The following is a 19,631-nucleotide window of genomic DNA, read 5'->3' as shown; positions in this document are numbered from 1 at the left end:
CTGATTTTATGAGATAATTTCTATAATTTCTCGTAAACTTTGCACTCCATCATTTATTTTAACATATTTTTGAAATTCTGTAACTAGTTCAGAAGAAATTTTTCCATTTGTATAAACTTTTGCAACAATTTCACCCTTTTGAACGGAGTCTCCAACTTTCTTTTCAAAAACAATCCCTGTTTCATAGTCCAAGTCATCAGACTTGATTGCACGACCAGCTCCTAGTCTCATGGCATAGAGCCCAAATTTCATTGCAGGAAGAGCTGAAATAACACCTGTATCTTGAGCTGGAATTTCCAGCACATGGGCAACTTTAACGGGGCGATAGAGATCTTCTAAATCACCGCCTTGTGCTGCTACCATTTCTTCAAACTTAGCCAGTGCTTGGCCATTTTCCAGGTGTTGACGGATTTCCTTGATCGTTTTCTCAACATCAGCCAAGCCAAGCATAATCTGAGCCAATTCACAGATAAAGTGGGTAATATCCTGACGGCCTTTCCCTTGTAAAATCTCCAATGCCTCAAGGATTTCGAGACGATTGCCAATAGCTCTTCCCAAGGGTTGGCTCATATCGGTAATTACTGCTACTGTCTTTCGACCAACAGCCTTACCAAGATCCACCATGGTTTGAGCCAATTCGCGCGCCTCATCAACCGTCTTCATGAAGGCACCCTCACCGACCGTTACGTCTAGCAAAATAGCATCCGCCCCAGCAGCAATTTTCTTGCTCATGACAGAACTAGCAATCAAAGGAATCGTGTCAACAGTCGCCGTCACATCACGGAGGGCATAGAGAAGTTTGTCTGCTTTAACCAGCTGATCTGACTGCCCAATGACAGATACACCAATGTCCTGTACCTGACGAATGAAATCTTCTTGACTGCGCTCCACTTGGTAACCCTTGATTGCTTCCAACTTATCTAGGGTTCCGCCAGTATGCCCTAGTCCACGACCACTCATTTTTGCCACAGGCACACCAAAGCTAGCAACAAGGGGAGCTAAAATCAAGGTCACCTTATCACCTACACCACCAGTCGAATGCTTATCAACTTTAACCCCCTCAATAGCTGACAAATCAAACTCCTGACCTGTCTTGACCATATTCATCGTTAGATCAGAAATCTCACGTGTGGTCATTCCTTTAAAATAAACAGCCATAGCAAAAGCAGACATCTGATAGTCTGGAACAGTTCCCGCTACATAGCCCTCTACTAGCCACTTGATTTCATTTGAAGTCAGTTTTTGACCATCTCGTTTCTTTTGAATTAAATCAACTGCTCTCATTCTTTCACACTTCTAAGGATATAGTATCCCTTATCTTTCTTTACGATTTCACAATTTTCAAAAACATCTTCCATCTTGCTTTTGGCGCTCGGAGCACCTTGCTTTTTCTGAATGACAATGGTTAAATCACCTCCATCTTTCAAGAAATCTCTGCTCTTTTCGATAATCTCATGAACAACTTGTTTCCCCGCTCGAATAGGCGGATTGGAAATAACATGGTCAAATTTCCCTTCAACTTGTTCATAGATATTGGATTGGAAAATCGTTACTTCTACTTTATTACGTTCAGCATTTTGTCGCGCTAAGTCCAAGGCACGATTATTGATATCAACCATGGTTACCAGAGCTCCATAAGCCTTGGCCAAGGACAAACCCAATGGCCCATAACCACAGCCTACATCAAGGACCGTTTCTCCTTTGTTAACCTCCAAACACTTCAATAAAAGTTGACTCCCAAAGTCAACCATTTTCTTGCTAAAAACACCCGCATCTGTTAAAAAGGTCATATTTTCTCCCAACAACTCCACTCTCAACTCATGAATGTCGTGAGCAGCATCAGGATTTTCTGCATAATACATTTTACTCATAAAACTATTTTACCATAATTTGGCTTGGATTGTAAATCGTTTACAAAGTGATGATCAAATGAAAAAGACTGAAGAATCCTAGTCAAAAAACCTTTTCTTCAATCTCTTTCAATTATTAGAAATACATTACAATCTATCGGGAACTACAAATTATCATAGTCAGGAAAAAACAGATCGTCTGCAATCAGGCGCATTTTTATTACCATTTCTTAACCTTAAAATACTTTATTATCAACAAGATTCCCAATATGATGTTTAGATAAAAACCCAACTGATAAGTTTGTGTCAAGATTTCCAAACTTGTCCAAAGTCGTATCAAATCTTCTAGTGACATACGGAATAGATATCCTTCTGTAGCAATCCACAAAATCAAAAATAGATAACTACCAGCAGCAAGCCATTTCGTCCACTGCTTTTTTACTAGCCAGGCAATCAAGAGCGAACAGATAAAGACAGCTGTTACAAGGAGATGATCCATTAAGAAGGTAAAACCGTAATAGGTTTCTACAAAGCGTCTACCATTATCCGCATTCGCTCCCCTTATAAAAGGTAGTGTAAAACTTAAAATAAAACAGAGTTCCAATATGTAACATCTCAAGATTTTCATAGTATACCCCCTATAAGTTGCGAACTAAAAAGCCCACTTTTAATAACTGATAAGTCATCAAAAACAATTCCCTATCTAATCATTAAACTATTCAACCTCCATCTCTATTATACGATATTGACTTACTACCATCAAGAAACCGCTTTATTTTTTTAGCTTTTTATGGTATGATAAACAAAATATCTAGGGGAAAACAAATGACCAACGAATTTTTACATTTTGAAAAAATCAGTCGCCAGACTTGGCAATCATTGCATCGCAAAACAACCCCTCCCTTGACAGAGGAAGAGTTAGAATCCATCAAGAGTTTCAATGACCAGATTAGCCTGCAAGATGTGACAGATATTTATTTACCTTTAGCTCATCTCATCCAAATTTACAAACGCACCAAAGAGGATTTAGCCTTTTCTAAGGGGATTTTTCTCCAAAGAGAGAGTAAATCTCAACCCTTCATTATTGGAGTTTCAGGAAGTGTAGCTGTAGGAAAATCAACAACTAGCCGACTTCTGCAAATCCTTCTCTCTCGTACAGTTACTGATGCTACTGTAGAATTGGTGACAACTGACGGCTTTCTCTATCCCAATCAAACCTTGATGGACCAAGATATATTAAATCGCAAAGGTTTTCCTGAAAGTTATGATATGGAAGCTTTACTGGATTTTCTTGATCGCCTAAAGAATGGACAAGATGTCGATATTCCTGTCTATTCTCATGAAGTGTATGACATCGTTCCTGGAGAGAAACAACGTGTCAAAGCTGCTGACTTTGTTATTGTCGAAGGCATCAATGTCTTTCAAAACCCTCAAAATGAGCGCCTTTACATCACTGATTTCTTTGATTTCTCCATCTATGTGGATGCTGCTGTCGAGGACATTGAAAGTTGGTATCTGGATCGTTTCTTAAAACTGCTCAGCTTTGCCCAAAATGATCCCAACAGCTACTACCACCGCTTTACGCAAATGCCGATTGGAGAAGTTGAAGCCTTTGCACATCAGGTTTGGACCAGCATTAATCTCACAAATCTACAAAACTATATTGAACCAACAAGGAATCGGGCCGAGGTTATTCTCCACAAGGCTAAAAACCATGAAATCGATGAAATTTACCTAAAAAAATAATTTCCCCTTGTCAAAACCTAAGTTTTCATATATAATGGTATAGTTAGTAAATATGGAGGTAAGAACATTGGCAAACATTAAATCAGCTATCAAACGCGCTGAATTGAACGTTAAACACAACGAAAAAAACTCAGCTCAAAAATCAGCTATGCGTACTGCTATCAAAGCTTTCGAAGCAAACCCTTCTGAAGAACTTTTCCGTGCTGCTAGCTCAGCTATCGACAAAGCAGAAACTAAAGGTTTGATTCATAAAAACAAAGCAAGCCGCGATAAAGCTCGTCTTTCAGCTAAACTTGCTAAATAAGAAACAGTCCATAGAGGCTGTTTTTTTGTCCTCTAGTCAGAAAAGGTAGAAAATGAAAATCGCAATTATAGGATATTCCGGAGCAGGCAAGTCAACCCTAGCTGAAAAATTATCAAACTACTACTCCATCCCCAAACTGCATATGGATACACTCCAATTTCAACCTGGTTGGCAAGACAGTGACCGCGAATGGATGTTGGGCGAGATGAAAAACTTTCTCACAAAGCACGAAGCTTGGGTCATAGACGGCAACTACTCTTGGTGTTGCTATGAAGAAAGAATGCTGGAAGCCGACCAAATCATCTTTCTCAATTTTTCACCATGGACTTGTCTCTTTCGAGCCTTTAAACGGTATCTCACATACCGAGGCAAGGTCAGAGAAAGTATGGCAGCAGGCTGTCCTGAACGCTTTGACTGGGATTTTATCAAATGGATTCTCTGGGATGGGCGGACAAAGAATGCTAAAGTACGCTATCAACGGGTTCAAGAAACCTACCCTGAGAAAGTAATTGTCCTCCGGTATCAAAAGGAGATGGACCACTTCTTAGAAAATCTCGCACATAACAAGAAAAACCAACGTGTCTAACGTTGGTTTTTTGCTTTTAGCCAATCACACTTCCGTTTGGTACAGCTGGATCAACTGTGAGAAGGGTTAACTTGCCTTCATGTTCAGCTGAGAGGATCATTCCTTGGCTGACATATTTTTTCATCATCTTGCGTGGTTTAAGGTTGGCAACGATTTGGACTTTCTTGCCGACCAATTCTTGCTCGTTTGGATAGTATTTGGCAATTCCTGAGAGGATTTGACGGTCTTCACCATCACCAGCATCTAGGCGGAATTGGAGCAACTTGTCAGAACCTTCCACTTTAGAAACTTCTTTGACTTCTGCGACACGGATCTCGACCTTATCAAAGTCTTCAAACTTGATTTCATCCTTGTTGAGTTTGAGTTCAACTTCATCTGGATTCCATTCTTTTTCGACTGCTGGTTTGTTGCCTTCCATTTGTTCCTTGATATAGGCAATCTCTTCTTCCATGTCCAGACGCGGGAAGATTGGTGTTCCTTTGGCAACAACAGTCACACCTGCAGGGAAATCTGCCAAGCTCAAGTTTTCTAGGCTAGAAACTTCTGCTAAACCAAGTTGTGCCAATACAGCGCGACTAGTTTCCATCATAAATGGCTCAATCATGTGAGCTACGACACGAAGGCTAGCTGCCAAGTGGCTCATGACACTTGCCAATTGGTCACGAAGAGCTTCATCCTTAGCCAAGACCCATGGAGCTGTCTCATCGATGTATTTGTTAGTACGAGAGATAAGAGTCCATACTGCTTCTAGGGCACGCGGGTAGTCAACTGCTTCCATGTGTGTATGGTAGTCAGAGATAGATTGCTCTGCTACTTGAGCAAGAGCATTATCAAATTCAGTCACACCCTCTACATAGGCAGGAATTTGTCCATCAAAGTACTTGTTAATCATGGAAACTGTTCGGTTGAGGAGATTCCCAAGGTCATTGGCCAATTCATAGTTGATACGGCCGACGTAGTCTTCTGGAGTGAAGGTTCCATCTGAACCGACTGGAAGGCTACGCATGAGGTAGTAACGAAGTGGATCCAGTCCATAACGTTCTACTAGCATTTCAGGGTAAACGACATTCCCTTTAGACTTAGACATCTTGCCGTCTTTCATGACGAACCATCCGTGGGCAATCAAACGTTCAGGCAACTTCATATCCAACATCATGAGAAGGATTGGCCAGTAGATGGAGTGGAAACGAAGAATGTCTTTTCCGACCATGTGGAAGACCGTTCCATTCCAGAATTTATCGTAGTTAGCATGATCCTCTTGACCATAACCAAGAGCAGTCGCATAGTTGAGAAGGGCATCAATCCAAACATAGACAACGTGTTTTGGATTGGATGGGACTGGAACTCCCCAGGTAAAGGTTGTACGAGATACTGCTAAGTCTTCCAAACCTGGCTCGATGAAGTTACGCAACATTTCATTAAGACGACCATCTGGAGTGATGAAGTCAGGGTGCGATTTGAAAAATTCAACCAAACGGTCTTGGTATTTGCTGAGGCGCAGGAAGTAAGATTCTTCAGAAACCCATTCCACTTCGTGACCTGATGGAGCAATACCGCCTGTCACATTTCCAGCTTCATCACGGAAAACTTCCGCAAGCTGGCTTTCTGTAAAGAATTCCTCATCTGAGACTGAATACCAACCAGAATATTCACCTAGGTAGATGTCATCTTGAGCAAGCAAGCGTTCAAAGACTTGCGCCACTACTTTTTCATGGTAGTCATCCGTTGTACGAATGAATTTATCGTATGAGATATCGAGTAATTTCCAGAGTTCTTTGACGCCAACCGCCATGCCGTCAACATAGGCTTGTGGTGTAATTCCAGCTTCTTCCGCTTTTTGCTGGATTTTCTGACCATGCTCGTCAAGACCTGTCAGATAAAAGACATCATAGCCCATGAGGCGTTTGTATCGAGCTAGGACATCACAAGCGATGGTTGTGTAGGCAGAACCGATATGAAGTTTACCAGATGGATAGTAAATCGGTGTTGTAATATAAAAATTCTTTTCAGACATAATTTTTCCTTTCCAGGCAAATGAAACCTGTTTTTCTAACACTTCATTATATCATATTTTCAGTAATATTCGATAGGGAAATCCATACAAAAACAAGATAGACAAATGTCCATCTTGTTTTTCCTCTTGTTTATATTACTCATAGCGAAGGGCTTCGATTGGATCAAGCTTAGAGGCTTTATTGGCCGGCAAGACGCCAAAGATCATACCAACGCTGGCTGACACAGCCAAGCTAAAGAGAGCAATTGGGAGGGAAACCCCAACTTCGATACCTGCAATCATGTTTTGAAGCAATACTCCAGCTAACATGGTCATTCCAGCAGCAATCCCAAGACCGATGACACCACCTAGCAAGGTCAAGATCATAGACTCAATCAAAAACTGTACTAAGATATTAGCCCGAGTAGCTCCGAGAGCTTTCCGCAGACCAATCTCCCGCGTGCGTTCTGTCACCGAAACCAGCATGATATTCATAACACCAGTTCCCCCGACAAAGAGAGAGATTCCTGCGATGGCACTGATAATGGTGGTCATAAAACCAAATAGTTGTTGTACCTCTTGGAAGGCGGCAGTTGCATCCGCAACTTGGTACTCTCCTTGTTGAAGACCTGCAATCTCAGTCAGTTTTCGAGCCAACTCCGGACCCAAGGTCTGCGTTAGACTAGTATCATTGACACGAAAGACGATGTTCGATATTTCATCAGTATTAAAATTGGCTGCGAGAGAGATGTTAGTCGTAATTGGAAGACCACCAATCCCAAAGGCTTTCGCAGTTTTAGCTTCATTGCTAGTATAAACGCCAATAACACGGTAACTAAATTCATTGACAGAGATGATTTGATTAACCGCAGCTTCTGGACTATCAAACAAACTCTTGGCTAGTTCTTCATCCAACAAAATCACACTGGCAAATTCCTTGTAGTCTTGCGGTCTTAGACTTCTACCCGCAACGATTTCATTTTCAACTGCGTTCATGTAGGTGCTATTTCCGCCTGTCAGAGTCGCTCGTTCAACCTTCTTATCCTTATAAGATAGGGTAACGTTGGTCGAGTTGGTGACATAGTAACTGTCTACTCCTTTGAGTTTAGCAGCTTCCTTGACCCAGGATTCTAGTGGTTTTGGTGGTTCAACATGAACATCCTCTTCTTTCCCACTGACTGTCAAAGCGGATTGTTTCTGCGTAAAGGAACCGTCCTTGCTTTTGATAGGAGAGAAAAAGACATGGATATCTTTCTGTGATTTGGTCATGTTTTTATTGACCTGACGAGACATGGAGTCTCCCAGAGCCATGATGACGACGACAGACGAAACTCCAATGATAATCCCGATCATGGTGAGGAAGGAACGCATCTTGTGGGCCATGATGGATGAAAAGGCAAATTTCAGATTCTGCATCTTAATTTTCCTCCTTTTCTACCAGAGCACTGTCTGATGAGATGACCCCATCACGAATGACAATTTGGCGTTTGGCATAGGCAGCAATCTCAGGCTCATGCGTGACCATGATAATGGTTTTCCCTTCCTTGTTTAACTCCACCAACAGCTGCATAATTTGATTTCCTGTCTTGGTATCCAAAGCTCCTGTAGGTTCGTCAGCTAGGATGATAGAAGGATTATTTACCAAAGCACGAGCAATCGCTACACGTTGCTTTTGACCACCTGATAACTCGGAAGGCAAATGGTGACTGCGTTCCGTCAGTTCAACCTTTTCCAGAAATTCCTCCGCCAATTTCCGACGTTTTGAAGCCGAAACACCAGCGTAAATCAAGGGCAATTCGACGTTTTGAAGAGCATTGAGCTTGGACAAGAGAAAGAACTGCTGAAAGACAAATCCGATTTGTTGGTTGCGGACCTTGGCCAGTTGTTTCTCTCCAAGACCTGCTACTTCTTGACCATCAAGATAGTACTCTCCACTGGTTGGTGTATCCAGCATTCCAATGGTATTCATCAAAGTGGACTTACCAGAACCGGACGGTCCCATAATGGCGACAAACTCACCTTCTTGAACTTCTAAGTTAATATTTTTTAGGACCTGCAGTTCTTGGTCACCATTTCGATAACTCCTGCAGATATTTTTTAGACTAATTAGTTTCTTCATCAGCCTTCACCTCTTTTCCTTCTTCCAAGGAAGATGTTGGATTACTGATGACCTTGGCACCGTCTGTCAAACCTGAAGTAATTTCTTGGTTGTCTGCGTCCGCATTCCCCAAAGTAACTTCTACCTTCTTCGCTTTTTTCTGGTCGTCTAAAAGCCAGACATAGTTTTTGTCATTTTCGGTAACGACACTTGTTAAAGGAACAAGGATGGCTTTACTCTTGTTCTTAACTTCCACACTGACAGAGAAGCCTTGTTTCAACTCACCGATATCGCTAGTCACATCAACAGTATAAGGGTACTTAGATCCAGTATTTCCTCCAAGGGCTGCATTTGCTGCTTCTCCATTGTTTTTAGGATAATCAGAAATATAGCTAATTTTACCTGCCCAGCTCTTATCTTGGTAAACCTTCGAAGTAAAGGTAACTTCTTGCCCAACAGAAAGGTTAGCAAGGTTGTATTCAGACAACTCCCCTTTGACCTGCAAGTTTTCATTACTTACAACATGTACTACCACTTGGCTGTTACCTGTTGGCGATTTGGAAACATTACGATTAACTTCAACTACAGTTCCTTCTAGTGTACTGAGGACAGTTGCAGCATCTAGCTGAGCTTGAGCCTTGTTGAGCTGAGCCACAGCATCTGCACGATTATCCTTGGCATCACTGATTTGAGAGTCGATAGAGGATACTGAAGAAGTCGCTGCTTGGGCTTGTTCTGGGAGTCCTGCTTCTGTTGGAACTTGTGTGGAAGCTGGTGCAGCTGATGCATTTTCACGAGCCTTGTTTAACTCCTCGATATGACGGTCTGCCTTTGCAACTGCACGATCGGCTGCATCATAGGCAGCTTGAGCATCTGCACTGCTGTATTTCACCAAAGCTTGCCCTTCTTCGACCTTGTCTCCAACCGAAACAAGAATTTCATCTAAATCTCCCTTACTAGCATCAAAATAAACGTATTGTTCATTTTTTGCTGTAACCGTACCTGACAAGAGAACCGATGAAGCAACAGAACCTTCCTTAGCAGTAACGATATGAGAGGTTTCCTCCTTGACTGCTGACTGGGAAGGTTGTCTAAAAATCAAAATGCCCGCAGCACCGATAACAATAGCACTGGCAACACCAATTGCTGTATATAATTGCCATTTTTTTGCCTTTTTATTTCTTTTCATTTTCAAGCTCCTTTATTCTTTTGCCTTACAAAAACCATTATATCAGAAATACGAGACCTAAACAATGATCGTTCAGAGAGAAACAATGACAGTTCAGGAGAAATATTTCGTTCGGTATTTGTATTTGGATTATTGTACTAGGTATATAATACACTATCTTTGAAAAAATGGCAAGAGTTTTTATAATTTTTTTACCGTAGCAGATTTTTGCATTCAAAAAATAAAAAGGATAGAATATGACTATCAAAGCTATAAGGAGTTTTCTATGAGAGAATATGATATCATCGCCATTGGTGGAGGGAGCGGCGGCATCGCCACTATGAACCGCGCTGGCGAACACGGCGCTAAAGCAGCTGTTATCGAGGAGAAAAAATTAGGTGGAACTTGTGTCAACGTTGGCTGTGTTCCTAAGAAAATCATGTGGTATGGAGCGCAAATCGCTGAAAGCTTCCACCACTACGGTCCTGACTATGGGTTTACAAGTTCAGATGTTCAATTTGATTTCGCAAAACTTCGTCAAAACCGTGAAGCCTACATCGACCGCGCTCGCTCATCTTATGATGGAAGTTTCAAACGCAACGGAGTTGATTTGATTGAGGGGCGTGCTCATTTTATTGATTCCCACACTGTCAGTGTTAATGGTGAATTGATTCGTGCCAAGCATATCGTGATTGCGACTGGCGCTCGTCCAAGCATTCCAACTATTCCTGGAGCTGAACTCGGTGGTAGCTCAGACGATGTCTTTGCTTGGGAGCAACTTCCTGAATCCGTTGCTATCCTAGGAGCTGGCTATATTGCAGTTGAGCTAGCTGGTGTTCTCCATGCACTCGGTGTAAAAACTGATTTGTTCGTCCGTCGCGATCGTCCTTTGCGTGGTTTTGACAGCTACATCGTGGAAGGTCTTGTCAATGAAATGGAAAAAACAGGCCTGCCTCTGCACACCCATAAGGTTCCGGTTAGACTCGAAGAAACTGAGCAAGGCATTACGATTCATTTCGAAGATGGTTCTAATCACACTGCAAGCCAAGTTATCTGGGCTACCGGCCGCCGTCCAAATGTAGACGGCTTAGAGTTAGAAAAGGCTGGAGTTACACTCAACGAACGTGGATTTATCCAAGTGGATGAGTATCAAAATACAGTTGTAAATGGTATCTATGCCCTTGGAGACGTTACTGGTGAGAAGGAACTTACTCCAGTAGCCATCAAGGCTGGACGTACCCTATCTGAACGTCTCTTTAATGGGAAAACAAGTGCTAAGATGGACTACACTACTATCCCTACTGTTGTCTTCTCCCACCCGGCAATCGGAACGGTAGGTTTAACCGAGGATCAAGCTATCAAAGAATACGGCCAAGATCACATCAAAGTGTACAAGTCAAGCTTTGCATCTATGTACTCAGCAGTTACAAACCATCGTCAAGAATCTCGCTTCAAACTCATCACCGCTGGTGCTGATGAAAAGGTTGTCGGACTTCACGGACTCGGTTACGGAGTGGATGAGATGATTCAAGGATTTGCAGTCGCTATCAAGATGGGAGCGACCAAGGCAGACTTTGACGCTACAGTAGCTATCCACCCAACTGCTTCTGAAGAATTTGTGACCATGCGCTAATTATCGCAAGAGACCTCAAGAGGTCTCTTTTTACATGCAAAATCCGCTGTTACAAAATTGTTACCTCGTTATAAGAAATAGGTTGACTTTTTCTTCTGAATTAGTATAATAGTTACTATAATTTTGAAAAGAGGTTAACAGTTTTGAAAAAAGCTCATATCTATGCTATCCCTGCTATCGGTGCTGCTCTCATTGCCGTATTGGCACAAATCAGTCTCCCTATCGGTCCTGTCCCCTTCACCCTGCAAAACTTTGCGATCGGTCTGATTGCTACTGTTTTTAGACCCAGAGAAGCTGTTTTATCTGTAGCTCTCTATCTCCTGCTAGGTGCCATTGGTTTACCTGTTTTTGCAGGGGGAGGAGCTGGATTTCACGTTTTAGTTGGTCCAAGTGCAGGCTATCTTTGGTTCGACCTTGTCTATGCTGGACTTACATCTTATCTCATCCATCAAAATAGTGGCTACATTCGCATTTTCCTAGCCAACCTCTTGGGTGACTCTCTCGTCTTTGTCGGAGGTATTCTCAGCCTCCACTTCCTTGCTGGGATGCCATTTGATCAGGCACTAGCTGTCGGTGTCCTTCCCTTTATCCTCCCTGATCTTGGTAAGATTATTGCCATTAGTTTCATTAGTCGTCCCCTACTCAAACGATTGAAAAGCCTTCCATATTTTTCAAGATAAAAGAATAGTCTAGAACCATTGTTCTGGACTATTTCCTTTCTAAGAATCAACTGTACACTATTTAGCTACTTGACTATTCTTATACCAGTATGAATATTAATCGTTTTATTCTTCAAATTACAGCTATTCATGATATGCAAAGTAGAAAAGTATTCTAATTGATTCAAACCAAATAAGCTTCCATTGATTTTGGAAGTTTAACAATTGTATACTTTTCAGAAAACGTATTTTCACTGAGATAGCTATATTTTATAAATTATTTGTGATACAATAGAGCTACCTAAAAGATTCAGAAAATTTAATGTTCATTGATTGTTTATATTAACTTGAACATTCTGATTTTTCTTCATTCAAAAATAACTGTAAATAATTATAAGTAGAAAGGTAATTCTATGGCAAAGAATACTCATGAGCTAATCATTGGGGCTCTCATCACACTAGCTAAGAAAAATCCTCAGCGTAGTTCCTTTACAATGACTGAAATTGCTGCTGAAGCTGGTATTTCACGACAAGCGATTTATCAAAAGCATTTTAACAACTTTGAAGATATTATCGAATACATTCACGAAGAGACCAATCAGCACATTTTTAACGTCTTTAATAAGTACTGCCCTAGCAATGATGGAGATCCTATCAGCTTTTTAGCAGACCATATACTTCCTCTCATATACGAAAAAAGGGAAGTTGTTAACACCTTGTATACCACACAAGTCGACCCATGTTGGAAGGAATTTCTTCGTGGAACATACTCTGAATGGGTCCTCAAGAATGTCAATTACCAACTGAAATATAATTTTAATAAAGAAGACATCGCTTATATCATTACGACTATGGCAATCTCTTTCATTGAAGTCTGGATTCGTAAAGATGATCCAATTCCACCTGAAGAATTTAGAAAGACTTTCATTCAATTATCTAAAACTTCTCTGTGTGACTATATTGTATCCTAAAAAAAGAATCTTGAGTTGCACTCAAGATTCTTTTTATTGTTGCCCTTTAAAGGCATCGACCATTACCTGAAATTCTTCATTGGAAAGCGTGATTCCTTTGCCCATTTTGGTATGGTCAGGACTCCAAGAACGAATATCAAACTTTGCAGGGGCACCATTAAAGCTAACTCTATTTAGTTCTTTTGTCCATCCTTTGTCATTTTCAGACAAGGTGAGCAAGTGTTCTTCGATTTCAAATGTAAATTCTGCCATTTTAACTCCTTTATGTGATATGCTTTCTATAGTCTATTCGTAAAAATCTTGTGGTTTTTAGGAAAATTTTATATAATGTGGATATATAAGAAGGGAGGATTCTATGAGACAAACATTCAAACTAGTTCTAGATAAACTACATGGTTTTCTCAATGGGAATGATGATCATCCTCAAATCGAGGATAACTCCCTCACTGCTATGATTGAACAAGCCATCCAGAAAAAGACGGCTGTTCATGTCATACTTGCTGAGACAAGTTTTACGGGTGATATTGTTAAACACGATGCTAATCGCCAACAAATTATCGTCAAGAATTTTTCAAAAAACGTAACTCGAATCATTCGTATCAGTGACATTAAGCGACTTCGTTTCGTTCCCTCAACTGTACAAAAAGCTCAGAAAAGTCTATTTAAGAAAGAGTGAGATGTTCTTTGCATCCCACTCTTTTTCTTAACGGATCTGTTCAAAATGAAGATGAACGGCGATATGGTCACTATAGCCACTTCTCTCCAAATCGCGTTGCAAGCGATAAGAGATATAGTGTTCTGCAATAGTAATGTAGCCAGCTCCAAGTAAGCGGTGCTCGACCATTGATTGGATCATGCTGATAGTAGCACGTTCTACTTTTGCTTCTTCCAAGTCCAAAACGACTTTTTTAGTAACTTGCGCTAGGTTTTGACGCAGGTCATCGGTCAAAACATAAACTGTTTGAGCTGCTTTTAGGACAGCTTGGTAAATTTTATCTGGATCAAATTCAGCAATTTCTCCATTACGTTTGATTACTTGCATAAGGTTCTCCTTTATTCTTTGTTTTCTTTGATTTCAGCCAGCATCTTTTCTTCTTCGGCTGTCAGTTGATAGTTTTCTAGCAGGTCAGGTCTGCGCTCGTAGGTTTTCTTTAGACTCTCATAGAGCCGCCACTGGCGAATCTTTTCATGGTGCCCACTCATGAGCACATCTGGCACGACCATGCCTCTATAGTCATAAGGGCGAGTGTACTGGGGATATTCAAGAAGTCCCGAAGAGAAGCTATCATCTTGGTGGCTAGACTCCTTACCAATCACTTCTGGTATCAAGCGCACGGTCGCATCAATCATGGTCATGGCCGCCAATTCTCCTCCAGTCAAAACATAGTCTCCTAGGGAAATTTCATCGGTTACCAAGGTCTTGATACGCTCGTCATACCCTTCATAGTGACCACAGATAAAGATTAGTTCCTCTTCCTGAGCCAAATCCTCAGCGTAAGCTTGATCGAACTGTTTTCCAGCAGGATCAAGAAGAATGACACGGGGATTTTTCTTTTCAATAGCATCAAAGGCATCGAAAATGGGTTGGGCTCGGAGCAACATCCCCTGACCGCCTCCGTATGGTTCATCGTCAACATGACGGGCCTTTTCAGCATATTCTCTGAAATTATGATACTGGATATCCAAGAGCCCTTTTTCTCGAGCCTTCCCAACAATCGAGTGTTCCAGCGGAGAAAACATCTCAGGAAAGAGGGTTAAAATATCAATCTTCATCATCTAACCCTTCTAAGATGTCCACATCAACCCGTTTGTTTGGAATATCAACATTGAGAACTACTGGCGGAATATAAGGTAAAAGCAAATCTCGCTTACCTTTTCGCTTTACCACCCAGACATCATTGGCTCCTGGTTGCAGAATTTCCTTGATGGTTCCAACCAAGTTATCTCCCTCGTAAACATCCAAACCGATAATCTCGTGATAGTAGAATTCACCATCATCTAAATCGTTCAAATCTTCCTCAGCGACCTTGAGACTATAACCCTTGTACTTTTCAATCGCATTGATATGATACATGTCTTTGAATTTGATAATGTCAAAGTTCTTATGCTTGCGGTGACTTGCAATGGTCACTGTTTGAACAAACTGATCTTTTTCATCAAATAAAGCCAGCTCTGCCCCTTTTTTAAACCGTTCTTCAGCAAAATCCGTCACAGACAAGACTCGCATCTCACCCTGTAGACCCTGCGTATTGACGATTTTTCCAACATTAAAGTAGTTCATCTTGTCTCCTGTATCTATTTCTATCCTTTATTTTATCACGTTCCAGGGATTTTCACAAGTTGGAGAAAGAGGACATCAACTCTCCTTTCTCTGCAAAAATCCTTCCAAATCTCTTTCATGCTGGTACTTAATGGCAGCCTTCTTATCTTTTTCAAAAATGGTTTTGGTTAGGTCAATGTCGTTGATAGCCGCAATAGCGACCGTGTAGTGAATAATATCTGCCAGTTCTTTGGCTAGTTCCTCATTTGAGTCCTGGACACCCTCTTTTCGACCAGAGCGCCCATTCAAGACCTCGGCTACTTCTCCGACTTCCTCCACTAGCTTGATAAAGAGGCCTTCCTCAGTTCGAGATTGCTGGTAATGTTCGAGTAAGTAAGCTTGTAATTGTCTAAAGGTTAAATCCTTCATCTTCTCCTCCTCACAAAAAAGCGAGACATCTGTCCCGCTTTTTTATTTTTCATCGATAACGATTCTTACTTTTTTGTCTTCAGTTGGGACAGAGTAGACAATCGTTCTTATCGCTGAGATAGTGCGACCCTTACGACCGATAACACGACCGACATCGCTTTGGTCAAGATCCAAGTGATACTCCAAAAACTCTGGTGTGTCTTCAATCTTGATAGTTAAGGCATCAGGTTGTGAAATCAAAGGTTTCACAATCGCAATAATGAGATTTTCAATCGTATCCATCTGTCAACCTACTTTAAACTTATTTTGAGAATTTAGAATCGTGGAATTTTTTCAATACGCCTTCTTTTGAAAGGATGTTGCGAACTGTATCTGAAGGTTGAGCTCCATCAGCCAACCATGCAAGAACGCGGTCTTCTTTCAAAGTTACTTGGTTTTCAGCAACAAGTGGGTTGTAAGTCCCAACTGTTTCGATGAAACGTCCGTCACGTGGTGAACGTGAGTCTGCTACGTTGATACGGTAGAAAGGTTTTTTCTTAGAACCCATACGAGTCAAACGGATTTTAACTGCCATTTTTTAATGTCTCTTTTCTTATTTTTTTATTTCGGTGAAATAGCTGAGCTATTTAGCACATGTTCTATTATAGCAGATTTCTGACAGGTGTCAAGAAAAAAACTTGACAGAGTTTTAATTTTTTTTACTACTAGAAATTTTTAGTAAAATCTTTTACATTTGAAATCAAGCTCCTTTTAAGGTACAATGGTAGAAATGAATTTTTGAGAGGTTAACAATGAAAAAACTAGCAACCCTTCTTTTACTATCAACGGTAGCCCTTGCTGGATGTACTAGTATCCAACGTGGTCTCCGTGGTGACGAGTATGTCGACTCCAGTATCTCAGCTGAAGAAAGCTCAAAAGCAGCTGCTCAGGCTGCCAAAGATTTGAATGACGCATTGACAAATGACAATGCCAACTTCCCTCAACTTTCTAAGGAAGTTGCTGAAGATGAATCTGAGGTCATTTTACACACAAATCAAGGCGATATCCGTATCAAGCTCTTTCCAAAACTAGCACCTCTTGCGGTTGAAAACTTCCTTACTCATGCTAAGGAAGGTTACTATAACGGCATCACCTTCCACCGTGTCATTGATGGCTTTATGGTTCAAACTGGAGATCCTAAGGGAGATGGTACAGGGGGCCAATCTATCTGGCATGATAAGGATAAAACAAAGGACAAGGGAACTGGTTTTAAAAATGAAATCTCTCCTTACCTATACAATATCCGAGGAGCCCTTGCTATGGCTAACACTGGTCAACCAAACACCAACGGTAGCCAATTCTTCATCAACCAAAACTCGACAGATATTTCTGCTAAACTCCCTACTAGCAAGTATCCAAAGAAAATCATCGAAGCCTATAAAGAGGGCGGAAATCCTAGTCTAGACGGCAAACACCCTGTCTTTGGTCAAGTCACCGATGGCATGGACGTTGTTGACAAGATTGCCAAAGCTGAAAAAGATGAGAAAGACAAACCAACGTCTGCTATCACCATTGATAGTATCGAAGTGGTGAAAGACTACGACTTCAGCAAGAAATAAACCATCAACAGATAAGGAGACGATGACATGATTTTATTTTGGGGTTCTAAAGGTTATCAGAAAGATTTGGGACATACTCAAACTGCGATCGAATGTGGTCACTGTAACAATGTTGACACTTGGGAGATTGTAGAAACTGGACGCAAGTTCACCCTCTACTGGATTCCACTTTTTCCTTATGGTAAAAGTTACTTCGTTTCTTGTCCTATTTGCCACTACGGTAAAGAAATTGAGAAATCTGAAGTTGAAAACTATTTAAATTACTAGTCAAAAAAGCCAAGTCATTTCAACTTGGCTTTTTTACTACTTTTAAGTTAGCTTGTTAAAGTCCCAGATTTGGTCCATCCAGCCTTCATAAAAGTCTGGTTCGTGGCAAACCATAAGAATACTTCCTTTGTATTCTTTAAGCGCACGTTTGAGTTCTTCCTTGGCATCTACATCCAAGTGGTTGGTCGGCTCGTCCAGCACTAAAACGTTATTTTCACGGTTCATCAAGAGACAGAAACGCACCTTGGCTTGTTCCCCACCTGATAAGACCTGAATCTGACTTTCGATGTGCTTGGTCGTCAAACCACAGCGGGCAAGGGCCGCACGGACTTCTGCTTGGTTAAGGGCAGGAAAGGCATTCCAGACAGCCTCTAGTGGTGTTTGACGATTGCCACCTTCTACTTCCTGCTCAAAGTAGCCAAGTTCTAGGTAGTCGCCACGTTCGACTTCTCCAGCGATTGGTGGGATAACGCCCAAGAGGCTCTTCAAGAGAGTTGTTTTCCCGATACCATTTGCCCCAATAATAGCAACCTTTTGATTGCGTTCAAAGGTGAGATTTAAGGGTTTGGTAAGGGGACGGTCATAACCAATCTGCAAGTCCTTGGCTTGGAAGATAAAGCGCCCAGGTGTACGAGCCGGTTTGAAATCAAAAGATGGCTTTGGTTTCTCACTTTGAAGTTCGATGATGTCCATCTTATCCAGTTTCTTTTGACGGGACATGGCCATATTACGCGTTGCAACACGGGCTTTGTTTCGAGCCACGAAATCCTTGAGGTCTGCAATCTCTTTCTGTTGGCGTTCGTAGGCCGCCTCCAGTTGAGATTTCTTCATAGCGTAGACTTCTTGGAACTGGTAGTAGTCACCAGAATAGCGAGTCAATTGTTGGTTTTCAACATGGTAGACGATATTGATTACGTCGTTGAGGAAAGGAATATCGTGTGAAATAAGGACAAAGGCATTCTCATAGTTTTGGAGATAGCGTTTGAGCCAGTCGATATGCTCAGCATCCAGATAGTTGGTTGGCTCGTCAAGCAACAAGATATCAGGCTTTTCAAGGAGGAGTTTAGCCAAAAGTACCTTGGTTCTTTGCCCACCTGACAAGGCTGTTACGTCTGTATCCATACCATAGTCCATGACACCGAGGGCACGCGCCACTTCATCAATCTTGGCATCTAAAGTATAAAAATCACGACTCTCCAAACGATCTTGGAGTTCACCAACTTCTTCCATGAGTGCATCAATATCCGCCCCGTCTTCAGCCATTTCCATATAGAGGTCATTGATACGAGCTTCTGCTTTAAATAGCTCATCAAAGGCTGTCCGCAAGACATCGCGCACAGTTTGACCTTCCTTTAGCACAGCATGCTGGTCCAAGTAGCCAGCAGTCACATACTTAGACCACTCCACCTTTCCTTCATCTGGCAGCATTTTACCAGTCACGATGCTCATAAAGGTTGATTTTCCTTCACCGTTAGCACCGACAAGACCGATATGCTCTCCCTTAAGAAGACGGAAGGACACATCTTCAAAAATTGCACGGTCACCAAAACCGTGACTCAGATTTTTAACTTCTAAAATACTCATTTTAATTCCTTTGTAAGTTTAGTTACATTTAATTTTCTGTAGAGAACCCAAGCTAGGTAGCCACCCAAGGTATTGGTCCACAAATCATCAATCTCAAAGACGCGATTAAAGTCGAAGAAAAAGTCTAAGACCAGCTGCGTACACTCAATTCCTAGACTCAGTAGAAAGCTGAGAAGGATGATTTTTTTCGTTTTTCGTAAGTTTGGATAGAGGTAGAGCAGTTGAAAGACCAGCGGGAAGAGCAAGAAGACATTTAAAATGTTCTGCAAAAAGATCCAAATGACTTGTCCCAAACTAGTCACTTCACCCAGATTCCAAAGGGAGTTTAAGGGAGTTAAAAGAAAAACCAGGCGTCCAAAAGTTTGAATACCTGGAGTTTCCACTCCTGTAGGAAGTTGAGGCTGGGGAGTAAAACAAAAACAGACAATGCAAAGACTGTAAATAGCCACTCCCAATCTCAAGATTAATTCTCTTTTTCTAATCAT

General features: G+C 41.4%; 25 protein-coding genes. 9 read left to right on the top strand and 16 right to left on the bottom strand.

Features of this window, described 5'->3' with window-relative positions; translation table 11 throughout:
• Positions 1 to 6: 6 nt before the first annotated feature.
• From B7723_RS04180 to B7723_RS04170, 3 genes are all read right to left on the bottom strand, one after another.
• The gene (locus B7723_RS04180; RefSeq protein ID WP_084849793.1) at positions 7 to 1,284 is read right to left on the bottom strand and encodes a pyrimidine-nucleoside phosphorylase; all 1,278 of its coding nucleotides are present in this window, start codon (positions 1,282 to 1,284) and stop codon (positions 7 to 9) included.
• The gene (locus tag B7723_RS04175; protein WP_002878387.1) at positions 1,281 to 1,871 is read right to left on the bottom strand and encodes a class I SAM-dependent methyltransferase; all 591 of its coding nucleotides are present in this window, start codon (positions 1,869 to 1,871) and stop codon (positions 1,281 to 1,283) included. Before B7723_RS04175 ends, B7723_RS04180 begins: the two co-directional genes overlap by 4 nt.
• 199 nt (positions 1,872 to 2,070) lie before the next feature.
• Positions 2,071 to 2,478: a hypothetical protein gene (locus tag B7723_RS04170; RefSeq protein ID WP_084849794.1), complete on the bottom strand. Its 408-nt coding sequence runs from the start codon at positions 2,476 to 2,478 to the stop codon at positions 2,071 to 2,073.
• A gap of 197 nt (positions 2,479 to 2,675) precedes the next feature.
• On the opposite strand from B7723_RS04170, the gene coaA reads away from it, so the two are divergent.
• From coaA to B7723_RS04155, 3 genes are all read left to right on the top strand, one after another.
• Positions 2,676 to 3,596: a type I pantothenate kinase gene (gene coaA / locus B7723_RS04165; RefSeq protein WP_057489195.1), complete on the top strand. Its 921-nt coding sequence runs from the start codon at positions 2,676 to 2,678 to the stop codon at positions 3,594 to 3,596.
• Positions 3,597 to 3,663: 67 nt separating this feature from the next.
• Entirely contained in the window at positions 3,664 to 3,900 is a 237-nt protein-coding gene (gene rpsT, locus B7723_RS04160) for a 30S ribosomal protein S20 (protein WP_002895661.1), read from the top strand.
• Positions 3,901 to 3,952: 52 nt separating this feature from the next.
• Positions 3,953 to 4,486: a DNA topology modulation protein gene (locus tag B7723_RS04155; protein ID WP_084849795.1), complete on the top strand. Its 534-nt coding sequence runs from the start codon at positions 3,953 to 3,955 to the stop codon at positions 4,484 to 4,486.
• A gap of 16 nt (positions 4,487 to 4,502) precedes the next feature.
• Here B7723_RS04155 and metG read toward each other — a convergent pair whose 3' ends face one another.
• The 4 genes from metG to B7723_RS04135 form a co-directional block, all read right to left on the bottom strand.
• Positions 4,503 to 6,500, bottom strand: a complete 1,998-nt coding sequence (gene metG / locus B7723_RS04150) for a methionine--tRNA ligase (protein WP_084849796.1) — start codon at positions 6,498 to 6,500, stop codon at positions 4,503 to 4,505.
• A gap of 135 nt (positions 6,501 to 6,635) precedes the next feature.
• Positions 6,636 to 7,895 carry an ABC transporter permease gene (locus tag B7723_RS04145; protein WP_001180392.1) on the bottom strand — a complete coding sequence of 420 codons (1,260 nt, stop codon included), beginning with the start codon at positions 7,893 to 7,895 and terminating at the stop codon, positions 6,636 to 6,638.
• 1 nt (position 7,896) lies between these two features.
• On the bottom strand, positions 7,897 to 8,598 hold the full coding sequence (locus tag B7723_RS04140; RefSeq protein WP_000733793.1) for an ABC transporter ATP-binding protein: 702 nt from the start codon (positions 8,596 to 8,598) through the stop codon (positions 7,897 to 7,899).
• A complete protein-coding gene (locus tag B7723_RS04135) occupies positions 8,582 to 9,766 on the bottom strand; it encodes an efflux RND transporter periplasmic adaptor subunit (RefSeq protein ID WP_084849797.1) in 1,185 nt (394 codons plus the stop codon). Before B7723_RS04135 ends, B7723_RS04140 begins: the two co-directional genes overlap by 17 nt.
• 265 nt (positions 9,767 to 10,031) lie before the next feature.
• Here B7723_RS04135 and gor point away from each other — a divergent pair, with 265 nt between their 5' ends.
• From gor to B7723_RS04120, 3 genes are all read left to right on the top strand, one after another.
• Positions 10,032 to 11,378, top strand: a complete 1,347-nt coding sequence (gor, locus tag B7723_RS04130) for a glutathione-disulfide reductase (protein ID WP_084849798.1) — start codon at positions 10,032 to 10,034, stop codon at positions 11,376 to 11,378.
• 143 nt (positions 11,379 to 11,521) lie between these two features.
• Positions 11,522 to 12,058: a biotin transporter BioY gene (locus B7723_RS04125; RefSeq protein ID WP_000709019.1), complete on the top strand. Its 537-nt coding sequence runs from the start codon at positions 11,522 to 11,524 to the stop codon at positions 12,056 to 12,058.
• A 392-nt stretch (positions 12,059 to 12,450) separates the two neighbouring features.
• On the top strand, positions 12,451 to 13,008 hold the full coding sequence (locus tag B7723_RS04120; RefSeq protein ID WP_084849799.1) for a TetR/AcrR family transcriptional regulator: 558 nt from the start codon (positions 12,451 to 12,453) through the stop codon (positions 13,006 to 13,008).
• Positions 13,009 to 13,041: 33 nt separating this feature from the next.
• Here B7723_RS04120 and B7723_RS04115 read toward each other — a convergent pair whose 3' ends face one another.
• Entirely contained in the window at positions 13,042 to 13,260 is a 219-nt protein-coding gene (locus tag B7723_RS04115; protein WP_049479683.1) for a YdbC family protein, read from the bottom strand.
• A gap of 103 nt (positions 13,261 to 13,363) precedes the next feature.
• Between B7723_RS04115 and B7723_RS04110 the strand changes: the two genes are divergently transcribed.
• The gene (locus B7723_RS04110) at positions 13,364 to 13,684 is read left to right on the top strand and encodes a eukaryotic translation initiation factor 4 gamma (protein ID WP_001250030.1); all 321 of its coding nucleotides are present in this window, start codon (positions 13,364 to 13,366) and stop codon (positions 13,682 to 13,684) included.
• A 27-nt stretch (positions 13,685 to 13,711) separates the two neighbouring features.
• Here B7723_RS04110 and B7723_RS04105 read toward each other — a convergent pair whose 3' ends face one another.
• The 6 genes from B7723_RS04105 to rpsP all read right to left on the bottom strand — a co-directional run bounded on the left by B7723_RS04105 (position 13,712) and on the right by rpsP (position 16,271).
• Entirely contained in the window at positions 13,712 to 14,050 is a 339-nt protein-coding gene (locus tag B7723_RS04105; protein ID WP_084849800.1) for an ATP cone domain-containing protein, read from the bottom strand.
• Between the two features lie 11 nt (positions 14,051 to 14,061).
• Positions 14,062 to 14,781: a tRNA (guanosine(37)-N1)-methyltransferase TrmD gene (trmD, locus tag B7723_RS04100; RefSeq protein ID WP_002882191.1), complete on the bottom strand. Its 720-nt coding sequence runs from the start codon at positions 14,779 to 14,781 to the stop codon at positions 14,062 to 14,064.
• On the bottom strand, positions 14,771 to 15,289 hold the full coding sequence (rimM, locus tag B7723_RS04095) for a ribosome maturation factor RimM (protein ID WP_042902149.1): 519 nt from the start codon (positions 15,287 to 15,289) through the stop codon (positions 14,771 to 14,773). The genes trmD and rimM overlap by 11 nt, the downstream gene beginning before the upstream one ends.
• A gap of 75 nt (positions 15,290 to 15,364) precedes the next feature.
• Positions 15,365 to 15,697 carry a MazG nucleotide pyrophosphohydrolase domain-containing protein gene (locus B7723_RS04090; RefSeq protein WP_084849801.1) on the bottom strand — a complete coding sequence of 111 codons (333 nt, stop codon included), beginning with the start codon at positions 15,695 to 15,697 and terminating at the stop codon, positions 15,365 to 15,367.
• A gap of 42 nt (positions 15,698 to 15,739) precedes the next feature.
• Complete coding sequence (kphA, locus tag B7723_RS04085; protein ID WP_000379617.1) at positions 15,740 to 15,979, bottom strand: RNA-binding protein KphA; 240 nt, start codon at positions 15,977 to 15,979, stop codon at positions 15,740 to 15,742.
• Between the two features lie 19 nt (positions 15,980 to 15,998).
• Complete coding sequence (rpsP, locus tag B7723_RS04080; protein ID WP_000268760.1) at positions 15,999 to 16,271, bottom strand: 30S ribosomal protein S16; 273 nt, start codon at positions 16,269 to 16,271, stop codon at positions 15,999 to 16,001.
• A gap of 217 nt (positions 16,272 to 16,488) precedes the next feature.
• On the opposite strand from rpsP, the gene B7723_RS04075 reads away from it, so the two are divergent.
• Both B7723_RS04075 and B7723_RS04070 read left to right on the top strand, forming a co-directional pair.
• Positions 16,489 to 17,295 carry a peptidylprolyl isomerase gene (locus tag B7723_RS04075; RefSeq protein WP_084849802.1) on the top strand — a complete coding sequence of 269 codons (807 nt, stop codon included), beginning with the start codon at positions 16,489 to 16,491 and terminating at the stop codon, positions 17,293 to 17,295.
• 27 nt (positions 17,296 to 17,322) lie between these two features.
• The gene (locus B7723_RS04070) at positions 17,323 to 17,562 is read left to right on the top strand and encodes a zinc-ribbon domain-containing protein (protein ID WP_000600214.1); all 240 of its coding nucleotides are present in this window, start codon (positions 17,323 to 17,325) and stop codon (positions 17,560 to 17,562) included.
• 42 nt (positions 17,563 to 17,604) lie between these two features.
• Here the strand turns inward: B7723_RS04070 and B7723_RS04065 are convergent, their stop codons facing one another.
• Entirely contained in the window at positions 17,605 to 19,146 is a 1,542-nt protein-coding gene (locus tag B7723_RS04065) for an ABC-F family ATP-binding cassette domain-containing protein (protein WP_084849803.1), read from the bottom strand.
• Positions 19,143 to 19,631 (bottom strand): VanZ family protein, encoded by a 489-nt coding sequence (locus B7723_RS04060; RefSeq protein WP_084849804.1) that lies wholly within the window; start codon positions 19,629 to 19,631, stop codon positions 19,143 to 19,145. The genes B7723_RS04065 and B7723_RS04060 overlap by 4 nt, the downstream gene beginning before the upstream one ends.

Source organism: Streptococcus oralis subsp. oralis, assembly GCF_002096435.1.
GTDB classification, from domain to species: Bacteria; Bacillota; Bacilli; order Lactobacillales; family Streptococcaceae; genus Streptococcus; species Streptococcus oralis_AA.
This window is presented reverse-complemented; position numbering and strand designations above follow the sequence as displayed.